Here is a 25,268-nt window from a genome sequence, read left to right on the forward strand (position 1 = left end):
ACGGGCACACCGGCGGAACGCGCGGACGACCCGGCCGGCGGACGCCGGTGTCGCGCGCCGGGCGCGACGAATGACGGGGCGCCCGGGCTCACCGGGGCTGGACGAGGCCCTCCTTGACGGCCAGCAGCGCCGCCTGCGTCCGGGAGGAGAGCCCCATCTTGGTGAGCAGGTGGCTGACGTGCGTGCGGGCGGTCCGCTCGCTGATCACCAGGTGCTCGGCGATGTCCTTGTTCGACCGGCCCTCCGCGATGAGGACGAGCACCTCCTTCTCGCGGGCGGTGAGCACGCCGAGCCCCGTGCGGGGGGCGCGCATCTCCTGGGTCAGCCGGCGGGTCACCGCGGCGTCGAGGAAGACCTCGTCGCGGACGGCTGCCCGCAGCGCGGCGTCCACCTCGGCGGGGCCGGCGTCCTTGAGCAGGTACCCGGAGGCCCCGCTCTCCAGCGCGGCGTGCACCCGCTCGGTCTCCCCGAAGCTGGTCAGGATGACCACCTTCAGCTGCGGGAAGCGGCGCAGCACCTCGCCGGTGGCGGTCACCCCGTCCATGCCGGGCATCTGCAGGTCCATCAGCACGACGTGCGGCAGTTCGTCGTGCGCGGCGGACCGGGCCAGCACGTCCAGGGCCTCCTGCCCGTCGCCGGCCTCGGCCGCCACGTCGACGTCCTCCAGCGCCTCGAGGTAGGCGACCACCCCGCGGCGCACGACCGCGTGGTCGTCCACCACGAGGACGCGGATCGGGTGCGGAACGGTCACGGCGCGACCTCCAGGCCGGTCCCGGGCGTCGCCGGGAGGGAGGTGGGAAGGGGAAGGGTCAGCCGCACGCTGGTGCCACCGGCGGCCGGCTGACGCACCCGGACGGTGCCGCCCCACCGGGCCGCCCGCTCGCGCATGACGGTCATCCCGAGCCCGCTCGACCCGGAGTCGGCGGCCCGGCCGGCGACGTCCTCCTCGTCCATCCCCCGGCCGTCGTCGCCGACCTCGGCGACCAGCCGGCGGCGGCGGCCGTGCGGGGTCACCCGCAGCCGGACGTCGATCCTGGCCGCGTCGGCGTGCTTGACGCTGTTGTGCAGCGCCTCCGCCACGATGCGGTAGACGTCCTCGAGCAGGTCGGCGTCGAGCCCGGACAGCTCGCCCGGGTCCTCGACGTCCAGGGCCGCGGTCACGCCGCTGCGGGCGGTGGTCGTGTCCACGAGCGACCGCAGCGCCGAGACGAGGCCGCCCGCCGTCGTCGCCGCGGGCCGCAGCTCGACCACCATGCCGCGGAGGTCGGCCAGCACGGCCTCGGCACTGCTGCTCAGGTCGTCGGCCACCTGGGCGACGCGCTCGGGTGCGGGGGTCAGCCCCCGTTCGACCAGCACGCCGAGCGAGCGGGCCTGCATCATCATCGAGAAGACCTGCTGCACGACCGAGTCGTGCAGGTCGCGGGCCAGCTTCTGCCGCTCCTCCCGCCGGGCGACGTCCCGTTCCCGCTCCAGCAGCGCGGCGTTGTCCACCGCCATCGCTGCCTGCTCGGCCATGGCCAGGAGGAACTCCAGCTCGGTGTCGCCGACGACCTGGCCGGGCGCGAAGAAGGCGTTCAGGATGCCGACCGTCTCCCCCCGGGCCAGCAGCGGCACGCTGACGAACCAGTCCCACCGCGGCCGGCGCATGAGCTCGTGCAACGGGGCCCAGGCGGGATCGCGCATGACGGCCTCGTACCGGTGCGGCACGACGAGCGGCTCCCGGCTCTCCAGCGCGTCCAGGGTCATCAGGCGGGCACCCAGCGCCCGGCACTCCATGAGCTTGTCGAAGAAGTTGACCTCGCGGCTGAACCCGGCGGCACCCATGACGTGCAGCCGGTCGCCCGTCGAGTTCATCGTGAGGATCTGGACCCCGGCGAGCGCATCCGTGCGGGCGACCTCCTGCGCCAGCACCTCCAGCCGGCCGACCAGCGACCGCCTCGACGCGACGCTGGAGGCCGCGGTCGCGATCGCCGCCAGCCGCCGTTCGCGCAAGCGGCTCAGCGTCACGTCGCGGAAGGAGACGATCCACCGCTGCCGGCCGGGGACCGGGGCGAGGGTGTAGGCGAACTCGCGCCGGCCGCCGCCCACCGGCGTCCAGGCGACGGTCAGCTCACCGGCCCGGGCGGCCGGCGCGTCGTCGCCCGGCGGGGGGAACGGTGACGGCGCGCCCGGCACGGCGTGCGGGTCCAGCCCGCACAGCAGCACGGCCGCGGGATTGGCCTCCACGAAGCGCGCCTCGGCGTCGATGACCGCCAGCCCGTCGGGGGCGTGCCGCACCACCTCGTCGTCCGAGGTGGCCGCGAGGGTCGACGAACCGCCACGGGCCCGTGTTCCGTGCTCCACCCCGCCCCCTCCCTCTCCGACGTCGACCGGGCGGTCCGCGCCCCGGCTCAAGATTAGGCGGATGCTGGCACGCCTCGGACCGCGGAGGGGCGGGCACCGGGCGGTTCCACCCGGCCGGGCGGTCCGCCGCCCGCGGCACCGCGACGATTGACCTACGGGAGCCCACCGATCCGGTGGAACAGATGCCGTCATGTTCCCGTCACGGACGAGGGGTGGTCCAGGTCACGATGGTGGGTAGTGGACGGGCGTCCGCCACACCGCCGCCGGCGACCGCCTCCGAGCGGGACTCCGCCGGACGGATCCAGCCCGACGAACGCAGAGGGAGACACCAGGTGAAGCGCGTGCTGACCGTCCGTGACGGAGCCACGCGGGAGTCGCTGAAGCGCGCGGTCGACGACCTCGGCTTCGAGGTCATCCCGTTCAAGAAGACCGAGCAGGCCGTCCTCGAGCACGTCCCGACCGACGTCCGGCTGACGGTGACCGCCTCCCCCGCCAAGGGGCAGGACGCCACCATCGACCTCACCGTCGCCCTGGTCGGGCACGGCTACTCCGTGGCCCCGCACCTGTCGGCCCAGCAGGTCCGCGACCGGGCGCACCTGGCCGACATCGTCGCCCGCTGCCGCGAGGCCGGCATCACCGACGTCTTCGTCGTGGGCGGCGACCCGACCGACGAGCCCACCGGTTTCGCCGACGCGCACGCGCTGCTGGTCGCCCTGCACGAGCTGGACCACGGCTTCACCGACATCGGCATCGGCGGCCACCCGGAGGGCCACCCGAGCGCCCCGACGGACGTCCTCTTCCAGGCGCTGAAGGACAAGGCGCCGCTGGCCACCCACATCAAGACCCAGATCGTGTTCGACCCGAAGATCATCCTGGACTGGGCGCGGGAGCTGAAGCGCCGCGGCATCGACCTCCCGGTGCACGTCGGCGTGCCCGGCGCCGTCACCCGCCAGAAGCTGATGCGGGTCTCCGGCGGGCTGGGCATCGGCGAGTCGGCGAAGTTCCTCAAGAAGCAGCAGAACCTGTTCTGGCGGTTCTTCATCCCGGGCGGCTACAGCCCCAACAAGATCATCAAGGGGCTCGCCCCGCACATCGGCAAGCCCGACAACGCCATCGAGGGTTTCCACGTCTTCACCTTCAACGACCTCGGTCCCACCGAGGCGTGGCGGCAGCAGATGCTGAAGGACCTCGCCTGACGTCCCCCGCCGCGGACCGCCGCACGACCGCCAGAGGGATGATCACCTCGACCCCGCCCCGCACCCGGCCGCCCGGCCGTCGTCCCCCCGAGGAGTCTCCGATGACCGCACAGCTGATCGACGGCAAGGCCGTGGCCCGCCGGGTTCGCGAGGAGGTCGGGCGTGGCGTCGAGAAGCTCGTCGCCGACGGCGGGACCGCGCCGGGCCTCGCGACGGTGCTCATCGGGGAGGACCCCGCGTCGGAGGTCTACGTCCGCAACAAGCGTCGCCTCTGCGTGGAGGCGGGCATGCAGGACCTGCACCGCCACCTGCCGGGCGACGTCGACCAGGACGCGGTGGCGGCACTGCTCGACGAGCTCGCCGCCGACCCGGCGGTCTCCGGGATCCTGCTGCAGCTGCCCGCGCCCGACCACCTGGACTCCGAGGCGCTGATCACCCGGATCCCCGCGGAGAAGGACGTCGACGGGCTGACCACCGCCAACGCCGGGCTGCTCGCGCAGGGCCGGCCGGGGTTGCGCCCGTGCACGCCGGCCGGGGTCATGGAACTGCTGGCCGAGCACGGCGTCGAGCTGTCGGGGGCCGAGGCGGTCGTGGTCGGCCGCTCGGTGCTGGTCGGCAAGCCGATGGCCCAGCTGCTGCTGGCGAAGAACGCCACGGTGACCATGGCGCACTCGCGCACCCGGGACCTCGCCGCGGTCTGCCGTCGCGCCGACGTGCTCGTCGTCGCCGCGGGCATCCAGGGCCTGGTGGGGGCCGACGCGGTCAAGCCCGGCGCGACCGTCATCGACGTCGGCATCCACCGCGGCGAGGACGGCCTGCGGGGGGACGTCGAGTTCGACGCGGTCGCCGAGGTGGCGGGCGCGATCACCCCGGTGCCGGGCGGGGTCGGCCCCATGACGATCGCCATGCTGCTCGCCAACACGCTCACGGCGGCCAAGGTCCAGCAGGGCTTCGGGGACTGATGGCCGGGCCGTGGGCGCGGTTCGACGACCTGCGCGCGGGCGGATCGCTGCTCTGCCCCTCCCCGTCCCGGGTGCTCACCGCGCGCACGCCGGCCGAGGTCGCCGGTGTCCTGCAGGAGGTGCACGACGCCACCGAGGCGGGGAGCTGGGCCTACGGCTACGTGGCCTACGAGGCCGCGTCCGGCCTGGACCCGCTGCTGCCCGGTGGGTCGACGGCTCCGGATGAGCCGCCGCTGGTCTGGTTCGGGCTGTGCGACGAGCCCACGCGCGTCGACCCGCCGGCGCCGCCGGCCGGTGCGCCGGGCGGCGGATGGCGACCGGACTGGACCGACGACGAGCACGCCCGGGCCGTCGCCGGCGTCCGGGAGCGCATCGCGGCGGGCGAGACCTACCAGTGCAACCTGACCGACCGTCTGCGGTCCACGGTCGCGGGGGATCCGCACGAGCTCTACGCCCGCCTGGCGCTCGCCCAGCGCGGCGCCTACAACGCCTACCTCGACCTGGGCCGGCACGTGGTGGCCAGCGCCAGCCCCGAGCTGTTCTTCGAGTGGTCCGGGGACGTCGTCCGGACGCGTCCGATGAAGGGCACCGCCCCCCGCGGCCGGACCAGCGAGGAGGACCGGGAGCAGAGCCGCCGGTTGCGGTCCAGCAGCAAGGAGCAGGCCGAGAACCTGATGATCGTGGACCTGCTCCGCAACGACCTCGGCCGCGTGGCCGAGGTGGGCAGCGTGGTCACCGACGAGCTGTTCGCGCTGGAGCGCTACCCGACCGTCTGGCAGCTGACCTCGCAGGTGAGCGCCCGGATCCCGGCCGGCGTGGGGCTGCTGGACCTCTTCCGCGCGCTGTTCCCGTGCGGGTCCGTGACCGGCGCCCCCAAGCGCCGCACGATGCAGCTCATCGACGAGCTCGAACCGACCCCGCGGGGCATCTACTGCGGCGCGGTCGGGCTGGTCGGTCCCCCGTCGGCACCGGTCCGGGCACGGTTCAACGTCGCGATCCGGACCGCGGTCGTCGACCGCACGACCGGCGAGGCCGTGTACGGCGCGGGCGGGGGCATCACCTGGGGCTCGGTGGCCCGGGCCGAACGTGCCGAGCTGCACGCCAAGGCCGCCGTCCTGGCCCACGACGTCACCGAGCACCGGCTCCTCGAGACGCTGGCGTTCCTCCCCGACCAGGGCCTGCGCAACCTCGACGGCCACCTCGACCGGATGGCCGGCTCCGCCGACTGGGCCGGCTTCCGCTTCGACCGCGCCGGCGTCCTGGCCGCCGTGCGGCAGGCCGTCGCCGGGCGGGCCGAGCCGGCCCGGGTCCGGCTGCTGCTGTCCCGGGCGGGCGACGTCGAGGTGGAGCTGCAGCCCCTCCCCCCTGCCGCGGCCACGCCGGTCCGGCTGGTGCTGGACGACGACCCGGTGGACGCCGCGAACCCGTGGCTGCAGCACAAGTCCACCCGCCGGGACGTCTACCTGACGCGGGCGCTGCGGCACCCCGAGGCCGACGACGTCGTCCTGGTCAACCAGCACGGCGAGCTGACCGAGACCACCACCGCCAACCTGGCCGTGCGGCTCGGCGGGCGGTGGTGGACCCCGCCCACGAGCTGCGGCTGCCTGCCCGGCGTCGAGCGGGCCCGCCTGCTGGCCGCCGGCCGGCTGCACGAGCGCGTCCTGACCGCCGACGACCTGCACCGGGCCGAGAGCCTGGCGGTGCTCAGCTCCCTGCGGGGCTGGCGGGAGGCCCGGCTGCACTCCGTGGAGGCGCTGCGCTCCGGGCGCCCCGCCACGATCGACGGCTCGCCGGTGGGGGGCGCATGAGCGCCGGTCGCGGCCGGGGCGCCGCCGCGGCCCTCCCGCCCTCTTCCCCCGCCGCGGTGCGCGGTGCGATGCTGCCGATCCCGCCGGGCGGCGACGAGTTCGCCCTCGGCCCGGCGTCCGCGGCCCGGGCACCACACCCCACTCACCACGCCCGATGACGGACCAGGATGCCGCCAGGCATCCACGGCACACGGAACACACACAGAGGTGGAGATCCGCATGACGAGCACGATCAGCACGGCCCCGGTGACGACGGGGCTCTACATCGGCGGGCAGCAGCGTTCGACCCAGGACGTGCTGGAGGTCGTCGACCCGGCCCGGCCGGGTGTCGTCATCGGCACCGCGGCGGCCGCGTCGACCGACGACGTGGCGGATGCCGTCGCGGCGGCGAAGGAGGCCTACCCGGCCTGGTCGGCGCTGCCCGCCACCGAGCGCGCGGCCCGGATGGCCACCGCCATCGAGGGGATCGCGGACGCGCGCGACGAGGACGCGCGAGTCCTCTCGCTGGAGAACGGCAAGATCGTCCACGAGGCCTGGGTGGACGCCCTGGTCTTCGAGATCCGGTGGCAGCTCGCCCTCTCCCTCGCCGACGAGGTGGACACGACCAAGGTCCTGCCGCCGGCACCGGGGATCCCGGTCGAGACCACCGTGGCCTACCAGCCGCTGGGCGTGGTGACCGTGATCGTGCCGTTCAACTGGCCGATCGCGATCCTCGCCGCCGCGCTCCCGCACGCGCTGCTGGCCGGGAACACCGTGATCGTCAAGCCGCCGCCGTCGACGCCGCTGGCCACCACCCTCCTGGTGCAGCGCGTCGCCGAGAAGCTGCCCCCGGGCGTGCTCAACGTGGTGACCGGCCGCGACAGCGAGATGGCCGGCCTGATCGAGAACCCCGACGTCGCCAAGGTCTGCTTCACCGGCAGCGTCAACGGCGGCAAGCGGATCATGGAGATGGCCTCGCGCAGCCTCACCCGGGTCACCCTGGAGCTGGGCGGGAACGACCCGGCGATCATCCGCGAGGACGCCGTCCTGGACGACGAGCACCTGGACCGCCTGTTCGGCGCCATCTACGACACGACCGGTCAGATCTGCATGAACGCCAAGCGGGTGTACGTGCACCGGTCGCGCAAGGACGAGCTGGTGGCCGGGCTCACCGCACGGCTGGAGAAGGTCGTCCTCGGGCACGGCCTGGCCGAGGGCACCACGATGGGTCCGCTGCACCAGCCGGCCCAGAAGGCGTTCGTCTCCGAGATCATCCAGGAGGCCAAGGACGCCGGCGCCACGGTGCTGGAGTTCGGCGAGCTGCCGGGCGGGGAGTTCGCCGAGGGCAACTTCCTGCGGCCGGCCCTGGTGGTCGACCCCGACCCGTCGCTGCGGGTCGTCACCCAGGAGCAGTTCGGCCCGGTGATCCCGGTGCTGGCCTTCGACGACGACGCCGACGCGGTGCGGCAGGCCAACGACACGTGGGCCGGCCTGTGCGCCTCGGTGTGGACGGCGGACTCCGACTCCGCCAACCGGATCGGCGGCCAGCTGCAGTGCGGCTACGTCTGGGTCAACGACCACGGCGCCGCGCGACTGGACCTGCGCGCTCCCTTCGGCGGCATGAAGGCCTCCGGCATGGGCCGCGAGCAGGGCATCGAGGGTGTCCGCGCCTTCCAGGACACCCGCTCCATCGCCCACGGCGCCGACGCCGGGGCGCAGGCCGGGGCCGCGCACTGAGGCACGCCGCCGGGGCCGGCGGGAGAACGCTCCCGCCGGCCCCGGCGGCCCTCACCCGGTGCGGGCAGCGAGCTCCTGCCAGCCGCCCGACGGCGTCACCACCGCCGTCACCGGCCGGTCGTGGGGCTCGCTCGGGAGCTCGTCGACCCGTTCGTCGTCGAACACCACGGTGACGAGCACGGCGTCGGGACGGGCGTGGAGCAGGGCCCGGTCGTAGTACCCGCCGCCCCGGCCCAGCCGGATGCCGGACCGGTCCACCGCGAGCGCCGGGACGACGACGGCCTCGGCCGCCGCGAGGGCCGTGGGCCCCAGTCGCGGGCCCGAGGGCTGGGACAGACCGAACCGGCCCGTCTCGAGCTCCCCGGTGCTGAGGGCCCAGTCCAGGACCCGGCCCCGCTCCGGGATCACCGGGAGCAGGACCTGCGCGCCGAGCTCGGCGTACCCGTCGGGCAACCGGCCGGAGCCCGGCTCCTCGGCGTCGGGCACGAAGGCGGCCAGCGTGCCGACACCCCGGAGCCCGGCCAGCAGCGCGGCGGTGACCGCCTCGGCGGCCGCGGCGCGCTCGGTCGCCGGGCGGGTCCGCCGTCGCAGGAGCAGACGTCGGCGCAGCTCGTCCTTGGCGGCGGCCGACATCCCGGGATCGATCACCTGGTGAGCCTAGGAGGGCGCGCCGGTCCGTGCAGCGGGCGGTCGAGTCGACCCCGGGCCGGTCGGTGTCGGGCGGGTGCGGGTCGGCACCGGTGGCCGGAACGGCCCGGACGACCGACGATGACAGCTCCGCCCCTCTCGACCGGCGCCCGTGGGCGCCCCTCCCCCACCGCCGCGACGACCCCCTGGACGGAACCGTGACGACTGCCGAGTCCCCCGCCACCGACGAGCTCGACGGCCAGTCGCTCGGCGAGTTCCTCGACCAGCTGGCCGCCCGGATGGCCGCGCCCGGCGCGGGGGCCACGGCGGGGGTCGAGGCCGCGCTCGCCGCGTCGCTGGTCGCGATGGTCGGCCGCTTCACCACCGACGACGAGCACGCGGAGCTGGTACGGGAGGTCGTGGCGGAGGCCGACCGGCAGCGCGAGGCCTGCGTGGCCGCGGCGGCGGCGGACCAGCAGGCGTTCACCGCGGTGGCGCAGGCGATGAAGCTCCCCCGGGGGACGCAGGAGGAGCAGGAGTCGCGGCGCCGCGCGCTGTCCGCGGCCCGGCTGGACGCCGCACGGCCGCCACGGGCGATCATCGACGTGGCGGTGCGGCTGACCTCCCTCGCCGAGCGGCTGCTCCCGGTCGCCAACCGCAACCTGGTCAGCGACATCGCCGCGGCGACGGCCGCCGCCCGGGCCGCGGCCGCCACGGCGCGGCTCGCCGTCGAGACCAACCTCCCGGGGATCGACGACGAGCGGGCGCGCGCCGAGCTGAGCGCCGCCGTCGAGGTCGTCGACGAGCTGGCCCGGCGCGCCGACGCGGTCGAGGCAGAGGTCCGGGCACTCATCCGCCGCTGATCGCGACGTGCGAACGGTCGACGTCCCACCAGGTCGAGGATGAACCGTGGCCTTCCTGCTCCACCACCTGACCACCCGCACCCGGACGGCGTTCCGCGCCCGGGTCTCCGGTGACCCCACCGGCGCGCCGGACTGGGTGCGCGACATCGCCCGCGTCGGCGGAGGGCCGGGCTGGTTCGAGCCCGACGGCGTCGTCTGGCGGGTGCACGGCGACCTCTCCACGCTGGTCGGCGGGGTCGCCGCACTCCTCGGGCAGGGCGCGCACCCCCTGGCGCTGGCCGGGGTGCAACAGCACTCGGCCTACCGCGAGGACCCCTGGAAGCGGCTGGCCGGCACCGCCCGCTGGCTGGTGGTCAGCACGTTCGGATCGGCCGAGCTGGCGGAACGGGAGGCGGCCCGGGTGCGCGGCATGCACCGCCGGGTCCGCGGCAGCACCGACGACGGCCGCCCCTACTCGGCCGGCGACGCGGAGCTCCTGCGGTGGGTGCACCTGGCCTTCACCGACGCCTTCCTGGCCGCGCAGGCCGAGGTCGGCCGGGACATGGGCCGCTTCGGCTCCCGCTGGGGCGATGCCTACGTGCGCGAGTGGGCCCGCAGCGCCGAGGCGCTCGGGGCCACCGACCTGCCCACCACGCGGTCGGACCTCGCCGGAGCACTGGCGGAGTACGCCCCCGTGCTGGAGCCCGTTCCGGCGGACCTGCTGGCCTTCCTCTCGGCCCCGCCGGGGCTCAGCGCCCCGGAGCGCGTCGTCTACTCCGGGTTCACCGGCGCGGCCGCGCTCCTGGTCTCCCCCACCATCGCGCCGCTCGCCGGCGTGCCGGGCCGGGCCCGGCGGGCGCTGGCCGACCGCGGCCAGCTCGCCGTGACCCGGCTGCAGCTGCGGGCGATGAGCCTGGCCCTCGGTGGGTCCAGCCCCTCGGAGCAGGCCGCCCGATGGCGGCTCGGGCTGGGCCCGGCGCCCGACTGGGTCCGCTGACCGGGTCCGCCGCACGGAGTGCGGTGCGCGACGGCCGGCCGGAGCCCGCCGGTCGTCGCGCGGCCCCCGGGGTTGCGGTGGACCCGCCCGGGTAGCTCCCTGCTGTGCACCTCCTCCTCACCGGCGCGTCCGGCTTCGTCGGCGGCCGGCTGGCGACGGCCCTGGTCGAGGCCGGCCACGACGTGCGCGCCATGACCCGGCGGCCCGACGACTACACCGGGGCCGGCACGCCGGTCGCCGGCGACGTCACTGACGAGGCGTCGCTGCGGGACGCGTTGCGCGACTGCGAGGCGGCCTACTACCTGGTGCACTCCCTGGGGGACGCCGCCTTCCAGCGCAAGGACGCCGAAGCGGCCAGAACCTTCGCCCGGGCGGCTGCTGACGCGGGCGTCGAGCGGATCGTCTACCTCGGCGGCCTGGGCCGCGACGGCGACCAGCTCTCCGCGCACCTGCGCAGCCGCCGCGAGGTCGAGCAGCTGCTCGCCTCGACCGGGGTGCCGGTCACCGTGCTGCGCGCGGGCATCATCGTCGGGCACGGCGGCGTCTCCTGGGAGATGACCCGCCAGCTCGTCGCGCACCTGCCGGCGATGGTCACCCCGCGCTGGGTGCACACCCGCACGCAGCCGATCGCGATCGCCGACGTCGTCCGGTACCTGGCCGGTGTGCTCGAGGCTCCGGAGACCGTCGGGCGGGTGTACGAGGTCGGCGGCCCGGACGTGCTCACCTACCTCGAGATGATGGGCCGGGTCGCCGACATCCAGGGCCGACGGCTGTTCGTCGTCCCCGTGCCGCTGCTGACGCCGAGCCTGTCCTCGCGCTGGCTGGCGCTGGTCACCGACGTGGACGTGGGCACCGGCCGGTCGCTGGTGGACTCGATGATCAACGAGGTGGTCGTGACCGACCCCGCGATCCGATCCGTGCTGCCGTTCGAGCCGATGGACTACGACCAGATGGTGCTGACGGCGCTGGGCGAGCCCGCGGCCGACCGCCGGCGAACGGCCCGCAGCCGCCGCTCGGGGCTGCTCGCCCGCGGCTCCCGCTCGTGAGCCGACGGCGCCGCGGCGTGCCGGCGCGGGTGGCCCGCCGGCTGCCGGGCCGGCTGGTCGAGCCGGTCCCCCGCGACCACCGGGAGTCCGATGCGGCCTTCCGCCGACGGCGACGGGTGACCGCGGCGGTCGCGGTGGGCGGAGCGGGGCTGCTGGGGGTCTCGCTGTCGACGCCGCCCGGCTCGCCGAGGTTCTACGGCCTCACGATGGCGGTGGCGGGCACCTGGGTCGCCGGCGGGCTGGCGTCGGGTCCGCTGCACCTGGGCTGGATGCTGACCCCCGACCACCAGCTGCGCCGCCCGGTGGTCACGCCGGTGGTCACCGGCGTCGGGGCGTTCGGCGCGTTCTACGGCGCGGCCCTGGTCGCCCGCCGGATCCCCGTCCTCGACCGTGCGGTCACGAAGATCATGCGCTACGCGCAGCAGGGCTCGACCCCGCTCGTGGCGACCACGGCGCTGGCCAACGGGGTCGCCGAGGAGGTCTTCTTCCGCGGCGCGCTGTACGCCGCCGCGGGGGCCGACCGGCCGGTGGTCACCTCCACCGCGGTCTACGTGCTGGCCACCGCGGCGACCCGCAACCCGGCGCTGGTGCTGGCGTCCGTGGCCATGGGCACGATCTTCGGGATGCAGCGCCGGCTCACCGGCGGCATCCAGGCCCCGATCCTCACCCACGTCACGTGGTCGGCGCTGATGCTGCGCTTCCTGCCGCCGCTGTTCGCCGACCGGAGCGACGTCCACGACCCCCGGCCCGCGCTCCCCTGAGACCGGGGGCGCCTCGCCTCTGCTCCCCCGACTGGACTTGAACCAGTAACCCTGCGATTGCCTGGTGGTACTTTACCTCCGCTGCCTCCTGGACTCCGCACATGCCCGATGAGCTGCGCGTTTGCTCATGGTCACTGACCGGTGGAGTCCTTTGCACACCCGAGCTGACCTTTGAATTGTGCGGGTAAAGTGTGGGTAGAATGCGGGTTCATGGGACGCCCGCAGCTCGCGCTCGGCACATACGGCAGCATCCGTGTCTACAAGACCGACGCCGGGTACCGCGCCTGCACCAAGGCCCGGGACTACGACGGCAAGACGCGTTCCATCGAGCGGTGGGCCAAGACCAAGGCCGCCGCCGAGCGATCCCTCAAACTGGCCCTGCGCGACCGGTCCCGGACCCAGGCCGACGGCGACGTCACCGCTGAGACTCGGGTCTCGATGCTGGCCGAGGTTTGGTACGCCGGGCTGAAGGACCTCTCCCCCGTCACCATGCAGGCCTACCGCGACCGACTCGACCGGCAGATCCTTCCCGGCCTGGGACAGCTGCGCGTGCGCGAGCTCAGCATCGGCGTCCTCGACCGGCACCTGCGGCTGATCGTCGACAAGCACGGCACGTCGACGGCCAAGATGTGCCGGTCGGTGCTTTCCGGGATGTGCACGCTGGCTGCCCGCCACGACGCCCTCGAGCGCAATCCGGTGCGAGCGTTGGGACCGGTCAGCGCGAAGGCCAAGAAGGCGGCGCGGGCGTTGACCGTGCCGGAGCTGCGGCAGCTGCGCGCCGCACTGACCTACGACGAGCAGGCCATCGGCCGGGACCTGGCCGATCTCGTCAGCTTCATGATGGCCACGGGCTTGCGCATCGGGGAAACGACCGGCCTGGCCTGGGACGCCGTCGACCTCGAACTGGGCACCGTCGACGTGCGCGCCGCAGCGATCCGAGTCAAGGGCCAGGGACTGGTCATCAAGACGACGAAGACCGACGCCGGCACCAGGACGCTGGTCCTCCCCCGGTGGTGCGTCACGATGCTCCGGCACCGGGCTGTTGCCGCGACCCGTTCTGAGGCGGACCGGGAGGGACGTCCCGTGTTCCCGGCTCCCCTGGGCGGCTGGCGCGATCCTTCGAACACCCAGGCCGACCTGCGCCAGGCCTTCGCCAACGCCGGCTTCGACTGGGTGACCTCCCACGTCTTCCGCAAGACGGTCGCCACGGTGATGGATCAGGCCGGCCTCTCCTCGCGAGCCGCCGCCGACCAGCTCGGCCACGCCAACACCTCCATGACCAGCGACGTCTACTTCGGCCGCAAGGTCCTGGTCACCGGTGCAGCCGCCGTACTGGAGGTGTTGGGAACGTAGTGAGCCCTCCACTCTCGCTGCCTTGACAGGTTCCGCTCGGGAGTTCATCGAGACCCCGTTCGCGTCCTTGCACAGTGCAGTGGTGCAGCGCTCGGAGACGTCAACCGTGGACACCGCAGCGGAAAGACCGTCGGAGGAAACCACTCGGGCCCAACCCACCCTTCTCCGAGGTTGCTCGGTAGATGTTCCGCGACTGGCATCCGGAACGCACCCGTCATCGCGATGCACGCCCCCTCGGCGAGGGCACTCACGTCGCTGAATTGTCCCGCGCCTCCTGCCCTATCAGACCCCCGATGCCTTCACTCCTGTCTGCGCGGATGAAGCGGCGATTATGTCGCGAGGCGGGGACAAGACTGCCAGCGCAGCCGATCGAAGCTTCGCCTCGAAGCCGGGGTCCTGCCGGAACTGCGGAATCCGCGCCAGGTCGTCGATGAGCGTCCTGGCAGCGCTCACCAGGACGTCAGCGATCGCTTCCGGGATGCCGGGGCGGGCGACCCCCAGCCAGCGCGCCCACTCGGCAAGATCGTCGCCACGCATGCGAGACACGCGCTCGGCCGTGCCGTCCGGGAGGTGCAGCGATTCGGTCACCGTGACGGCCAGCAGGTCCGTGGCCTCTAGAGCCACCCGGATGTAGCCCTTCACCAGCGTCACGAGCATGTCCTCCGGCGCCGCCCCGGAGCGCAGCGCCCGGGCGTTCTCGTGAGCGACCCACTCGAGGTAGCGGCACGTCGCCGCGACGAGCAGGTCCTGCTTGCTGTCGAAGTAGCGGTATAGCGCCGGCCCGACGACCCCGGCGCCGGCTCCAATGTCGTCGATGCTCGCGCCGGCGTATCCGCTGCGGCGAAAGGCACTCGCCGCGCCGCTCAGGAGCTGCTCGCGCCGGGAGGCGGGCACCGGGGCCGACGAGCGCGTGGGGCCGGGTTCTCCCCCGCTATCGGCGCTGGTCGGCGGGGCAGTGATCACCCGCCGGCCGGCGTCGAGCAGGAGCTCAGCCAACGGTGCGGCGGCCATGGCCAGATCGTGATGTCCCGGACTCATCAACAGGCTGAGCGCCGCCCAGCTGCGGATCAGCGAGGACGTGGGATCGAGGTCCGGACGGAGCCCAGCGACGACGACGGTCCTGAACTCGTCTGCTATTCGCCGTGCCGCCTCGCGAACGTGGGCGTAGTCCTCGGCGTTGAGGTAGCGGGCCTCTCGCTGCCACAGCAGGGACAACCGCCGGCCGCGCAGCGCGGCGTCCACGATGACCCGGAGGTGGTCCTCCGGGTCGACGGCCGTCGCGCCGGCCTCCTGGCGCAGCTCTCCAAGCGCTGCGAGGAGGCGGTTCTGGTCCTCGCGCACCACGTGCGACAGCAGGGTCTGCTTGTTCTCGTAGTGGCGGTACAGAGCTCGGGCGGTGATGCCGGTCGCTGCGGCGATGTCGTCCATCCGGACGGAGTGAAAGCCGTGCGTGGCGAACAGCTCGCTCGCGTGTTGGGCGATCTGCGCCTTGCGGTCCCGGGGCCGCCGAGCGCTCGTCGTGGTCGTCGTGGTCGTCGTGGTGGTCAAGGCACCTTCTTCGGGTCCGGGAACAGGCGGTCACGGCGGCGCTCCCGTGAAGCGGAGCCGCCGTGGCGGGACAAGGGGAGATGGTCTCAGCCCAGGTCAACCTGCACCGAGGACCGGGTCTGCGTCATGGCGGCCAGCGGGCCGGCGGCGGCTCGCACGTGGTCGGGATGCTGCAGGTAGGTGAAGAGGGCGTCCATGTCGCGCAGCGTGGCGACGACGGCGTAGTCGGCGTTGCCGTCCCGGACCCCGAGGTCGGGTCCGTGCCGGTAGTTGACCAGCTCCGGAATCTGCGCCGGCAGGGCACCCAGGGTCGTGCGCAGGGCAGCGACCTGGTCAGGGGTCACATCGGGCTTCCAGCGGAACGTGACGACGTGCATGAGCATCTGGGCCTCCTCGTGAAGCGGATCGGTGACCGCGGGCGCCAGGGGTGGATAGCGCCCGCGCGGTCACCGTCGGGCAGATCAGGCGATGAGCAGTTCGTCCTCGTCCCCGCGTCGAGCGCTCACCGCGGCCCCGCGCGCCGGGGACACCTCGAACTCGCTGTGCCCGTCCTCGAGCGCCAGGGCGCAACGGCGGCTGTACTCACCGAAGCCACCCAGGTACATCAGGCTGACCCGCGGCTTGCCGGGGATGTTGGCGCCCATGTACCAGCTGTTCGCCAGCGGGAACAGCGTGCCGTCCGCGACCGCGGTCACGTGGTCGGTCCATTCCGCCTCGGCGGCCGGCGTGGGCTCGATCGTGGACAGCCCTCGCTCGCGCATCGCGACTATGGTCCTGGAGACCCACTTGTTCTGGTACTCGACCAGCAGGATCGGCTGGAAGAATGCACCTGGGCTGCCGGGCCCGTCGATAATGAACATGTTCGGGTAGCCGGCGCTCATCAACCCGAGGTGGGTCCGGGGACCGGCGTCCCAGTGCTCCCGCAGCTCCTTGCCGTCGCGTCCGACGATGTGGATCCGGAGCATCGCTCCGGTCACCGCGTCATAGCCGGTGGCCAGGACGATCGCGTCGAGTTCGTGTTCGACGCCGCCGACCAGAATGCCGTTCTCGGTGATCTCCTGGATGGGGGTGCTTTTCACGTCGACGAGGGAGACGTTGTCCCGCGCGAAGGCCTCGTAGTAGCCGTTGTCCGCGACCAGCCGCTTGGCCAGGACTGGGAATCCCTTGCCCGGGTTCTCGGGGTCGTAGGACTTCGGCAGCAGGATCTCGGCGAGTGCGGGGTCCGCGATCCGCTCCCGGCTCTTCTCACGGATGAAGTCGGCCAGCAGTTCATTGGCCGTCAGGTCGCTGAAGACGTCGGGGTAGGTCGTGTAGTAGGAGAGGCCGCCGGACTGCCAGCGCTCCTCGAAGTCCTGGCGCCATTCCTCCGGTGAGGCCTCGAGCACCGGCGTCGTCTTCGGCACACCGATGTCGAAGTTCAGCGCCAGGTAGCCGCCGAAGGATTTCAGCTCGGCGGCGCGCCACTCCTTGTAGTTCGCCTTGACCCGCGCCAGGTACTCGGGCGGCATCGGGCAGTTGCGCAGCGGGACGATGTAGGGCGCGGTGCGCTGGAACACGGTGAGGTGCGCGGCCTCTTGCGCGATGACCGGCGTCATCTGGACGGCCGAGGATCCGGTCCCGACCACCCCGACGCGCTGACCGGTGAAGTCCACACCCTCGTGCGGCCAGTGGCCGGAGTGGTAGATCTTGCCCTTGAAGGTCTCTGCGCCAGGGAAGTGGGGCTTGCTCGGCGCGGAGACGAAGCCGGTCGCCACGACGAGGAAATGCGTCCGGACGATCTCGTCCTGCGAGGTGGTGACGGTCCAGATCTCGTCGGCCTCGTCGAACACGGCCGACTCGATCCGGCTGTTGAGCGTGAGGTCGGAGCGCATGTCGAACCGGTCGACGACGTGGTTGACATACCGCAGGAGCTCGGGCTGGGCGGCGTAGCGCTCGGTCCACTCCCAGTCCTGCTGGAGCTGCTCGTCGAAGGCGTACGAGTACTCCACGCTCTCGATGTCGACCCGGACGCCTGGGTAGCGGTTCCAGTACCAGGTGCCGCCGACCCCACCGGCGCTGTCGAACAGCCGGCAGTTCAGGCCCTGCCTGCGGACTTCGTAGAGCGCGTGCACGCCGCCGATACCGGCGCCGACGATCACGACGTCGACCTCGCTGGCAGGGAGCCGGTTGATGGTCATCTCGTCAGAGGTCATGAGAATGTCCCTTCGGGAAACTGGGACGCACTGACGGGGGACCCAAAGGTGGATGGCCAGTCGCTGCGCCATGTGACGCGACTGTCGAACGGGTGCTGATCGAGGAGAGCTGAGAGCGCCTGTTTCCGGTTCGCCAGCCGGACTGGGGCTGGCGACTCGGCTACATCAGGAGGTGGGAACGCCGGCCCGGCCGACATCGGCCGTGGTGATGACCGACGAGGAGCGGCCCTCGTGGAAGTCCGCGAGCGTCGTCTGCGAGCAGATGCCGTAGAACGTGGTGAGGTCGGGGCCGCCGAAGGCGCACGCGACTGCCCAGGCGCCGTCCTCCACCTGCACTTTGTCGGTGATCTCGCCGCCCTCGACGACGCGGTAGAAGCCACTGTCGGGACCGTTGGTCAGGGCGTTGCCGAACCAGACGCCGCCGTCGGCGTCGAGGGCGATTCCGTCCGGGTGCAGGCTCGCGTCGAGCTGCGCCCAGATGCGGTGGTCGCTCAGGCTGCCGTCGGGCTGGACGTCGAAGGCGCTGATGCGGGAGGCGAACGTCTCGGCGACGAGCAGTACTCCCTCCGGAGTGAGTGCCTCGCCGTTGGGGAAGAGGAGGTCACCCTCGACCGGACGAACGGTGCCGGAGGGGTCGATGTGCACCAGGTTCGTGGTCCTCGGGTCCTCCTCGCCGAGAGCGAACCCGAAGTTGCCGACGTAGGCGTGCCCGGCCGGCGACACGAGCATGTCGTTGCCCACGCCGCCGATGAAGCCGCCGAAGTCGGCGTACTCCTCCGTGCCACCGCCGGGCAGCAGCCGGAGCACCTTCTGGTCGGCCTGGGACACGACCAGCGGGCTGCCGTCCGGCAGGAAGCCGATGCCCGACGCAACACCCTTCAGTTGGGCCACCGTGGTGGGCTGACCGTTGCCGTCGAAGGTCATGACCTGCCCGGTGAAGAAGTCGCTGGCCCACAACCGGCCGTCGTGCCAGCGAGGGCATTCGAGGTACTGGTGGCCCTTGGAGAAGGGGATGGACGGAAACGTGCGCATGACGGACTCCTTTTTTTGGTCGTGGATGCGGGTGCAGGAAGTTGTGTGGGGAAGGCTTCCGCCATGGGGGCGGAGGCATGGGTCAGCGGTGCACGAGGTCCGCCGTGGCGAGGAGCTGGGTGTCCAGGCCGGTCCGCAGCTGCTCGCAGATCTTGAATTTCTGGATCTTGCCGCTGGCGGTCCGGGGCAGCTCAGGGACGACGACCAGCCGCTCGGGAAGCTTCTGGACGGCGATCCGGCGGGCTCGTAGCCAGTCCGTTACGTCGTGCAGCTCGAGGGCCGCGCCGGCCTTCGGAACCACCACGGCGCACACTCGCTCACCCATCACCGGATCGGGCACGGCCACGACCGCGACGTCTGCGATCGCGGGGTGCTCGAACAGGTGGTCTTCCACGTCCTTGGCGCTGATGTTCTCGCCGCCTCGGATGATGATGTCCTTCTGACGGCCGGTGATCGTCACGAAGCCGTCCTCGTCGAGCACGACGAGATCCCCGGTGCGGAACCAGCCGTCGTCGTCGAAGGCGTCGTCGTCCAGCGTCGCGTCGAGGTAGCCAAGGAAGAGATCGGGGCCACGGAGCAGCAGCTCTCCCGGGGTCCCAGGCGGCACCGTATCGCCGTCCTGGTCGACCACGCGCAGCTCGGCGGGTCCGATTGCCCGACCATCGGTGTGCGCCCGTCGCTCCAGCGGGTCGACCCTGCTGCTGCTCGTTGCCGTCGGGAACTCGGTGGATCCGTAGATGCGGGTGACGAGGCAGTTCAGGTCGACCGTCGCAGTGCGCACCAAGTCCGGCGGGACGTCCGCGCCGCCGCAGGCGAACACGCGCAGGGAGGAGAGGTCGCGCTGCGACAGTTCCGCGTGCGTGACCATTCCCAGAAGGAACGGTGTCGCCGCCATCAGGAAGCTGCAGCCGTGCTGCTCGATCAGCCGGAGGCCTTCACCCGGTTCCCAAGTGTCGAGCAGCACCACCGTGGAGCCGAGGATGAACGGCAACTGCATCCCGTACAGGATCCCGGTGATGTGGCCAACCGGGGACGGCATGAAGGCGACGTCCCGGCCGTCCAGCTCGAACAGGTCGATGATGCTGCGGGTCTCGTAGTCGAGCGTGTTGTGCGTGTGCAGCGTGCCCTTCGGCGAGCTGGTCGTGCCGGAGGTGTAGAGCAGCAGGGCGACGTCGTTGGGGTTGCGCGGCAGCAGTACCCGCTCGTCGGCGGCACCGTCGACGGCCACCGCGAAAGAGCGCTCGCCGATCTCCTCGGGCGTACCGACCACCAGGACGTGGCGCAGGTCGGGGAGCTCCGGTCGCAGTTCGTCGATCATCCCGGGGAAGTCGAAGCCACGGAAGGACTGCGGGACGACGACCACCTTGGACCTGGCCTGCGCGAGGATGAACCGCACCTCGCTGTGCCGGTAGATGGGGATGATCGGGTTGCTGACCGCGCCGATCCGCAGCGCCGCGTGGTGCACCACGACGGCTTCGACCCAGTTCGGCAGCTGCCAGGAGACCGCGTCCCCCCGCTCCACCCCATGAGCCAGCAGGACGTTGGCGGCCTTGGTCACGCGCTGGTCGAGCTCGCCATAGGTCCATGAAATGCCGCGGTCCACGACAGCGCTGCGGTCGGGGTCGACAGCCGCGGCGCGGTGCAGGTAGTCGTCGAGGAAGTTGTCCTCCCACATCCCCGGACGGGTGTACCGATCGAGTGTCGTGGGGGTCAGCCGGTGAGCTCGCACGGTCGTCTCCTTCAGCTCGTGGCGCCGGCGGGCTGACGCAGGCCACCGTTCTGGGGTGGAACGGCATCCGGTCCGAGGATCAGGAGACGCCCGATCTCGAGCTCGAGCTCCCGCTCGTCGCCGTACCAGGTACGCGCGGCGAGGGCGCGCTTGTAGTACCAGTGCAGCTCGTGCTCCGCGGTGAAGCCGATGCCGCCGTGCATCTGCAGCGCGTCCTCGCTCACCTGGCGTGCGGTCTCGGAGGCGTAGGCCTTGGCGGCAGCGGCCGTCACCTCGAGTTCGCGTCCGACCTGATCGCCGGCGTCAGCCGCCGCGGACAGGCACAGGTTGTGCAGCGAGCTGGTGCTCGCGTGCATCGTCGCGAGGGTGTGCTGCACGACCTGGTAGCTGCCGATCACCCGGCCGAACTGCTTGCGCTGCTGGACGTAGTCGAGGGTGATCGTGAGCAGATGGCGAGCGATGCCCGCGAGTTCGCACGCCAGCAGCAGCCTGGCCCACGCCCGCAGCCGACCCACCAGCTCCGTGGCCGCGGCCCCCGCGGCGAGCGGTTGGCCCGCCGGGCACTCGTCGAACGTCACCCGAGCGAATCGGGAGCCAGGGTCGGCCGAGTCCAGCTCCTCGACGAACAGGCCCGCTGCGCCGGGCTCGACCAGGCACACATGTGGCCCGTCCGGCGCATCGGCGACCACGAGGAGAAGGTCGGCCTGCGCGGCGAACCGGACGAGACCGATGCTGCCGGACAGGCCTCTGTCGGTGAGCCGGACCCGGCCGACCTCGGCCGACCAGGCGCAGGAGATGCCGGGGTCCGCCATGGCCAGGACACCGCCCCGCTCGACCGTCGCCACCAGTCGCTCGCCGACCGCCGTGTCGGCGAACAGCGCCGGCAGCAGGACGTTCTCCAGCAGCGGACCGGGCACGAGGTGCTCGCCGAGGGCCACGAAGACAGGGGCGAGCTCGCCGAGCGCTATGCCGAGCCCACCGACCTCCTCAGGGACGGCCAGGCTGAACCACCCCTGGGCGGCGGCGTCGCGCAACAGGTCCGCGCTCCAGCCCCGTTCGAGCATCGCCGAACGCCGGTCAGCGTCGACGGCTCGGGTCAAGTAGTCGCGGACGGGGATGTCAAGGGCATCAGCGGGGGTCACATCGGTCTTAGCCACGGGGCAGTCCAAGGAGTCGCTGGGAGATGATGTTGCGCTGGATCTGGGAGGTGCCGCCGTAGATGGAGGCGGCACGCGAGTAGAGGTGCTCGTGGACCCACCGCTCTGCCTCGAGGCCCAGCGGTCGCGAGGTGGGCGTGGACCGGAACGGCCCGAGCAGGTCTGCGAGGCAGCCGTAGACGGTCTGCTCGATACCGTTGAGCAGCAGCTTGTCGACGGAATCCTCCGGCGTGGGGCCTGCGCTCAGGCGGTCGACGGTCCGCCTCGTCTGCGCGTCCAGGGCGCGCAAGGCGACGGTGGCCTTCCCGAGGGTGGCCAGGAAGCGCTCACTGAGGGGGACGCCGTCTGGGAGGGCTGCGCGCTGCCGCAGCTCGGCCACGGCATCGTCGAGCGCCACTTCGGCGTCGACCCTCCGGCGCAGCGTGTAGACGCCCCGCTCGGTGCCCAGCGTGTGGATGGCGATCGGCCAGCCGGCGTGGATCTCCCCGACGAGGTTGTCGGCCGGCACCCGGACATTGTCGAAGAAGACCTCGCAGAACTCGCGGTCTCCGGTCATCTGCACCAACGGACGCACGGTGATTCCCGGCGTCTTCATGTCGACCAGCAGGTAGCTGATGCCCTGATGCTTGGGGGCTCCGTCGTCGCTGCGGGCGAGCAGTGCGCACCAGTCGGCCTGTGCCGCCCAACTGGTCCACACCTTCTGGCCGGAGACGACGAAGGTGTCGCCCTCCAGTCTGGCCCGGGTGCGTAGCGAGGCCAGATCCGAACCGGCCTCCGGCTCGGAGAAGCCCTGGCACCAGATGTCCTCGCCGGACAGGAGCCTCGGCAACAGCGTCCGCCGCTGCCACTCGCTCCCGTACTCATCGATGGATGGGCCAACGACGTCCAGGCCGATGAGGCCGATGGGCTGCGGAGCCTGCGCCCGGGCGAGCTCCTCCGAGAAGACCAACTGGTGCTGGGCGGTGAGGCCCTGCCCGCCGGACTCGGTGGACCAGGCGATGCCGATCCATCCCGCGTCGAACAGGGTCCGCTGCCACTCCCGCAGCACGGCGAACCGCTTGTCGAGATCGCGCGGGACGACGGGCATGTCCGCGGCTCGCAGCCAAGCGCGCACGTTCGTCCGGTACGTATCGAGGTCGATCACCAGGTCTCTTCCTGAGCGTCGGCAGGTGGGGAGCGGCTCGCGTCACCGAGGGGGCAGTGGCGAGCTCGTGACGGTTGCGTGGGGGCGGGCTCGCTTCTGGCCCGTCGCGATATTGCTGGAGCAATGTTAACCGCGTCACAGGATCGTTTGTCAATGGGCACTAACGGAAATCCTCAGACGACCTATGCTGCTGTGACCTCGGCGCTGGTCGCGCCTTCCGCCCGGCGCGACGTCTGCGTGACTCGACAACGAGCGCGAAGGTCCTCGCAATCAGCTCTCCTAGCTGCGGGTATGGCTGTCACGACGGCAGGCGGGTCCCTCAACCGGATGGCGGCCTGCGGGGCACCGACGACTGGTCGGATGTACATGGCCCTTCACGATCTCGCAGACCTTGACACTGCGGTGGGGTCCCGCGGTAGCAGAGGGCGCCGACCTACAGCGCTCGCAAGAGGCGGGCCGTGCGCGGCGGGTAGTCACCCGCGCTCGGCACTGACCGCTTCCGCACGCGCCACGCGGTCCGCGCAATGCTCGCGGCAGCGGGCCGCGAGCATTGCCAGACGCGTTGACAGGGAGACTCGCCTTCTACTGCGCGGTCGTCCATCGAGCCGTTAACGATGATGGACAACTATCTTGAACTAGGGGACGGGGCGCCTCGTCTCGACAGTGAGATCGCGGCGGGGCCTCCAAAGACATGGCTCGGCCGCCGAGTCAACCCACGTCTCCCTGACTCGCCGTCGACACCACTGCGTTAGTAGTGATTGACAGAAACTTCCAACCGTGGCTAGATCCCATCTGTGCGTGGCGCTTCGGCGCCGGCCACAGCGGACGAGACCGTCGTCCCCGCGAGGATGCTTCCCCGCCTGACCCGGGACGGCCCGCACGGCCTTCGCCGAGCCCTCTGATGGCACCCAACGACCTAGGGATGGATGCGATGGAAAGCCTGCAGTTCCTCAGCTGGAGCAGCGAAGGACCGATCGGCACGGTTTGGCTGGACCGTGGACCCGTGAACGCGGTCGACGGGCAGATGTACCGCGAGATCAAGCACCTGTTCACCCACCTCGAGGACTACCTGCCGGACGCTCGAGTGGTCGTGGTGGCCGGGAGGGGCAAGCACTTCTGTGCGGGCAACGACCTGTCGGAATTCCAGACGATGACCCCCGAGAACGCGCCCGAGCGGATGCGGGAAGTCCGCGAGGCCTTCTTCGCGATCTATGACGCGCCGGTGCCGACCATCGCCGCCGTCCAGGGCGTGGCCGTCGGCACAGGAGTGGCGATCGCCTCCTCGTGCGACCTGCTCGTTGCGGCAGAGGGAGCCCGCTTCTCTCTTCCCGAGATCAATGTGGGCGTCATGGGTGGCGCCAAGCATCTGTCCCGGCTCGTGCCCCAGGCGGTGGTGCGGCTCATGCACTTCACCGGCGACCTGGTGACTGCGGAGGAGCTGCTGCCTCACGGCGGAATCCTGAAGCTCGTTCCGGAGAGTGACCTGCTCTCGAGCGCATACGAGGTGGCTCGCGGGATTGCACGACACAGCCCCGTGGCCCTGCGCTTCGCCAAGCGGAGCTTGAACACCATCGAGTACATGGACCTCAAGCAGGGCTACGAGTTCGAGCAGGGCCTGTCCGGTGAGCTATCCGCCTACGAGGACGCGAAGGAAGCGGTCAACGCCTTCATCGAGCACCGCGAGCCCGTTTACGTCGGTCGCTGAAGCGACCGACGTCCACTCAGAGCACGGAGGAGACGACAACATGGCGCACTACGCAGTCATCTGGCAGTACACGGAGGACCAGCAGGTCCTGAACGACGCGAAGGCGGCTCACGGCGTCTACCTGCGCGAGTTGGTCAGCCGCGGCAAGATCCGCGAAGCCGGTCCCTGGCAGGATGGCAGCGGCGCCCTGTTGATCTTCGACGTGGGCGATGAGACCGAGCTGAAGGCACTGCTGGAGGAGGACCCTTACACGTCGCAGGGCGTGGTCCGGCAGGAGCAGATCTTCCCCTGGAAGGTCGTCATCGGTCCGCTGGCGCCGTAGCGGCTCGGTCCGCGCATGCGCTCCTCCAGGCGAGTGAAGTCTCGCTGGTAGGTCTGCGAAACGATCCAGTCACTCCACCGCTCGCCGCTGGCCTGAAAGTCGAGGCCAGCGGCGGGCGACGGACGAGCCGGCCTGTCGGCCGGGCTCGAACGTGCATGCGAGCCGCTTGCCGCGCACCACCCGCTTGGCTGCCCAACGTCCTTTGACCGTTCTGACGGGCCCTTCTATTCGTCTGGTGAAGACCCTCGTGTCCGGGCTGTTTGCTGGCGGCTGTCGCTGGCACTCCTCCCTCTGGGGACTCTGATCCAGAAGGTCGGAAACGACGCCGAACACCAGGCCAGGTGCCCAAGTCGCCAGCGTCGACCGGCTGTGAAGCCGGCAGCGGCGGTGGTCGGTGAACGTCGACAAGCGCGATCTCGGCCACAGGCCGGAACCGCCGGTTGTCTCGCCCCGAGTTCAGTGGAGACTCGGAACTGACGCGGCGACGGTAGTCGCCACGGGGTTGTGCCGGTAGAAGTGGTCCTCGTGCTCGGCCGGTGGGATCAGGCCGATCTCGCCGTGTAGGCGTCGGTGGTTGAACCAGTCGACGTACTCGGCGACGGCGATCTCGAGGTCGTCGATGCCCTTCCAGGGGCCGCGGTTGCGCACGAGTTCGGCCTTGAAGAGGGAGTTGAAGGCCTCGGCGAGGGCGTTGTCGTAGGAGTCGCCGGTGGAGCCGACCGACGCGACCGCGCCGGCCTCGGCGAGGCGCTGGGTGTAGCGCACGGCGACGTATTGAACGCCCTTGT

The 25,268-nt window shown here is 71.8% G+C and carries 22 protein-coding genes; 11 read left to right on the top strand and 11 right to left on the bottom strand.

What is annotated here, in order from left to right:
* Positions 1–88: 88 nt before the first annotated feature.
* Together BM142_RS20750 and BM142_RS20755 are read right to left on the bottom strand one after the other, a co-directional pair.
* Positions 89–751, bottom strand: coding sequence for a response regulator (locus BM142_RS20750; RefSeq protein WP_092202843.1), 663 nt, complete (start codon positions 749–751; stop codon positions 89–91).
* Positions 748–2,343 (bottom strand): sensor histidine kinase, encoded by a 1,596-nt coding sequence (locus BM142_RS20755; protein WP_092202845.1) that lies wholly within the window; start codon positions 2,341–2,343, stop codon positions 748–750. The genes BM142_RS20750 and BM142_RS20755 overlap by 4 nt, the downstream gene beginning before the upstream one ends.
* 341 nt (positions 2,344–2,684) lie before the next feature.
* On the opposite strand from BM142_RS20755, the gene BM142_RS20760 reads away from it, so the two are divergent.
* The 4 genes from BM142_RS20760 to BM142_RS20775 all read left to right on the top strand — a co-directional run bounded on the left by BM142_RS20760 (position 2,685) and on the right by BM142_RS20775 (position 8,025).
* A complete protein-coding gene (locus tag BM142_RS20760) occupies positions 2,685–3,539 on the top strand; it encodes a methylenetetrahydrofolate reductase (RefSeq protein WP_254791113.1) in 855 nt (284 codons plus the stop codon).
* Positions 3,540–3,640: 101 nt separating this feature from the next.
* Positions 3,641–4,501: a bifunctional methylenetetrahydrofolate dehydrogenase/methenyltetrahydrofolate cyclohydrolase FolD gene (gene folD / locus BM142_RS20765; protein WP_092202849.1), complete on the top strand. Its 861-nt coding sequence runs from the start codon at positions 3,641–3,643 to the stop codon at positions 4,499–4,501.
* On the top strand, positions 4,501–6,309 hold the full coding sequence (pabB, locus tag BM142_RS20770; protein WP_092202851.1) for an aminodeoxychorismate synthase component I: 1,809 nt from the start codon (positions 4,501–4,503) through the stop codon (positions 6,307–6,309). Before folD ends, pabB begins: the two co-directional genes overlap by 1 nt.
* A gap of 219 nt (positions 6,310–6,528) precedes the next feature.
* A complete protein-coding gene (locus BM142_RS20775) occupies positions 6,529–8,025 on the top strand; it encodes an aldehyde dehydrogenase family protein (protein WP_092202876.1) in 1,497 nt (498 codons plus the stop codon).
* 51 nt (positions 8,026–8,076) lie between these two features.
* Here the strand turns inward: BM142_RS20775 and BM142_RS20780 are convergent, their stop codons facing one another.
* Entirely contained in the window at positions 8,077–8,673 is a 597-nt protein-coding gene (locus tag BM142_RS20780; RefSeq protein ID WP_254791114.1) for a 5-formyltetrahydrofolate cyclo-ligase, read from the bottom strand.
* Positions 8,674–8,870: 197 nt separating this feature from the next.
* Here BM142_RS20780 and BM142_RS20785 point away from each other — a divergent pair, with 197 nt between their 5' ends.
* The 5 genes from BM142_RS20785 (at position 8,871) to BM142_RS20805 (ending at position 13,651) form a co-directional block, all read left to right on the top strand.
* Positions 8,871–9,515, top strand: a complete 645-nt coding sequence (locus BM142_RS20785) for a cyclodeaminase/cyclohydrolase family protein (protein WP_254791115.1) — start codon at positions 8,871–8,873, stop codon at positions 9,513–9,515.
* 46 nt (positions 9,516–9,561) lie between these two features.
* Complete coding sequence (locus tag BM142_RS20790) at positions 9,562–10,491, top strand: oxygenase MpaB family protein (RefSeq protein WP_092202853.1); 930 nt, start codon at positions 9,562–9,564, stop codon at positions 10,489–10,491.
* A 104-nt stretch (positions 10,492–10,595) separates the two neighbouring features.
* Positions 10,596–11,537: an NAD(P)H-binding protein gene (locus BM142_RS20795; RefSeq protein ID WP_092202855.1), complete on the top strand. Its 942-nt coding sequence runs from the start codon at positions 10,596–10,598 to the stop codon at positions 11,535–11,537.
* Complete coding sequence (locus BM142_RS20800) at positions 11,534–12,298, top strand: CPBP family intramembrane glutamic endopeptidase (protein WP_092202857.1); 765 nt, start codon at positions 11,534–11,536, stop codon at positions 12,296–12,298. Before BM142_RS20795 ends, BM142_RS20800 begins: the two co-directional genes overlap by 4 nt.
* A 210-nt stretch (positions 12,299–12,508) precedes the next feature.
* Entirely contained in the window at positions 12,509–13,651 is a 1,143-nt protein-coding gene (locus BM142_RS20805; RefSeq protein ID WP_092202858.1) for a site-specific integrase, read from the top strand.
* Between the two features lie 282 nt (positions 13,652–13,933).
* Here the strand turns inward: BM142_RS20805 and BM142_RS20810 are convergent, their stop codons facing one another.
* The 7 genes from BM142_RS20810 to BM142_RS20840 all read right to left on the bottom strand — a co-directional run bounded on the left by BM142_RS20810 (position 13,934) and on the right by BM142_RS20840 (position 22,453).
* The gene (locus BM142_RS20810; RefSeq protein WP_092202860.1) at positions 13,934–15,199 is read right to left on the bottom strand and encodes a TetR/AcrR family transcriptional regulator; all 1,266 of its coding nucleotides are present in this window, start codon (positions 15,197–15,199) and stop codon (positions 13,934–13,936) included.
* Between the two features lie 86 nt (positions 15,200–15,285).
* A complete protein-coding gene (locus BM142_RS20815) occupies positions 15,286–15,582 on the bottom strand; it encodes a Dabb family protein (protein ID WP_092202862.1) in 297 nt (98 codons plus the stop codon).
* 78 nt (positions 15,583–15,660) lie between these two features.
* The gene (locus tag BM142_RS20820; protein ID WP_217640827.1) at positions 15,661–17,391 is read right to left on the bottom strand and encodes a flavin-containing monooxygenase; all 1,731 of its coding nucleotides are present in this window, start codon (positions 17,389–17,391) and stop codon (positions 15,661–15,663) included.
* Between the two features lie 165 nt (positions 17,392–17,556).
* Entirely contained in the window at positions 17,557–18,423 is an 867-nt protein-coding gene (locus BM142_RS20825) for an SMP-30/gluconolactonase/LRE family protein (protein ID WP_092202864.1), read from the bottom strand.
* A gap of 82 nt (positions 18,424–18,505) precedes the next feature.
* Positions 18,506–20,152, bottom strand: a complete 1,647-nt coding sequence (locus BM142_RS20830; RefSeq protein WP_217640828.1) for an AMP-binding protein — start codon at positions 20,150–20,152, stop codon at positions 18,506–18,508.
* Positions 20,153–20,163: 11 nt separating this feature from the next.
* Entirely contained in the window at positions 20,164–21,309 is a 1,146-nt protein-coding gene (locus tag BM142_RS20835; RefSeq protein WP_139228973.1) for an acyl-CoA dehydrogenase family protein, read from the bottom strand.
* Entirely contained in the window at positions 21,302–22,453 is a 1,152-nt protein-coding gene (locus BM142_RS20840) for an acyl-CoA dehydrogenase family protein (RefSeq protein ID WP_217640829.1), read from the bottom strand. The genes BM142_RS20835 and BM142_RS20840 overlap by 8 nt, the downstream gene beginning before the upstream one ends.
* 922 nt (positions 22,454–23,375) lie before the next feature.
* Here BM142_RS20840 and BM142_RS20845 point away from each other — a divergent pair.
* Positions 23,376–24,158, top strand: a complete 783-nt coding sequence (locus BM142_RS20845) for an enoyl-CoA hydratase-related protein (protein ID WP_217640830.1) — start codon at positions 23,376–23,378, stop codon at positions 24,156–24,158.
* 40 nt (positions 24,159–24,198) lie between these two features.
* Complete coding sequence (locus tag BM142_RS20850; RefSeq protein ID WP_092202870.1) at positions 24,199–24,480, top strand: YciI family protein; 282 nt, start codon at positions 24,199–24,201, stop codon at positions 24,478–24,480.
* A gap of 456 nt (positions 24,481–24,936) precedes the next feature.
* On the opposite strand, the gene BM142_RS20855 is transcribed toward BM142_RS20850, so the two are convergent.
* Positions 24,937–25,268: integrase core domain-containing protein (locus tag BM142_RS20855; protein ID WP_139228911.1), on the bottom strand; the 332-nt coding region annotated here is incomplete at its 5' end.

The organism is Blastococcus tunisiensis (assembly GCF_900112815.1).
Lineage (GTDB): Bacteria > Actinomycetota > Actinomycetes > Mycobacteriales > Geodermatophilaceae > Blastococcus_B > Blastococcus_B tunisiensis.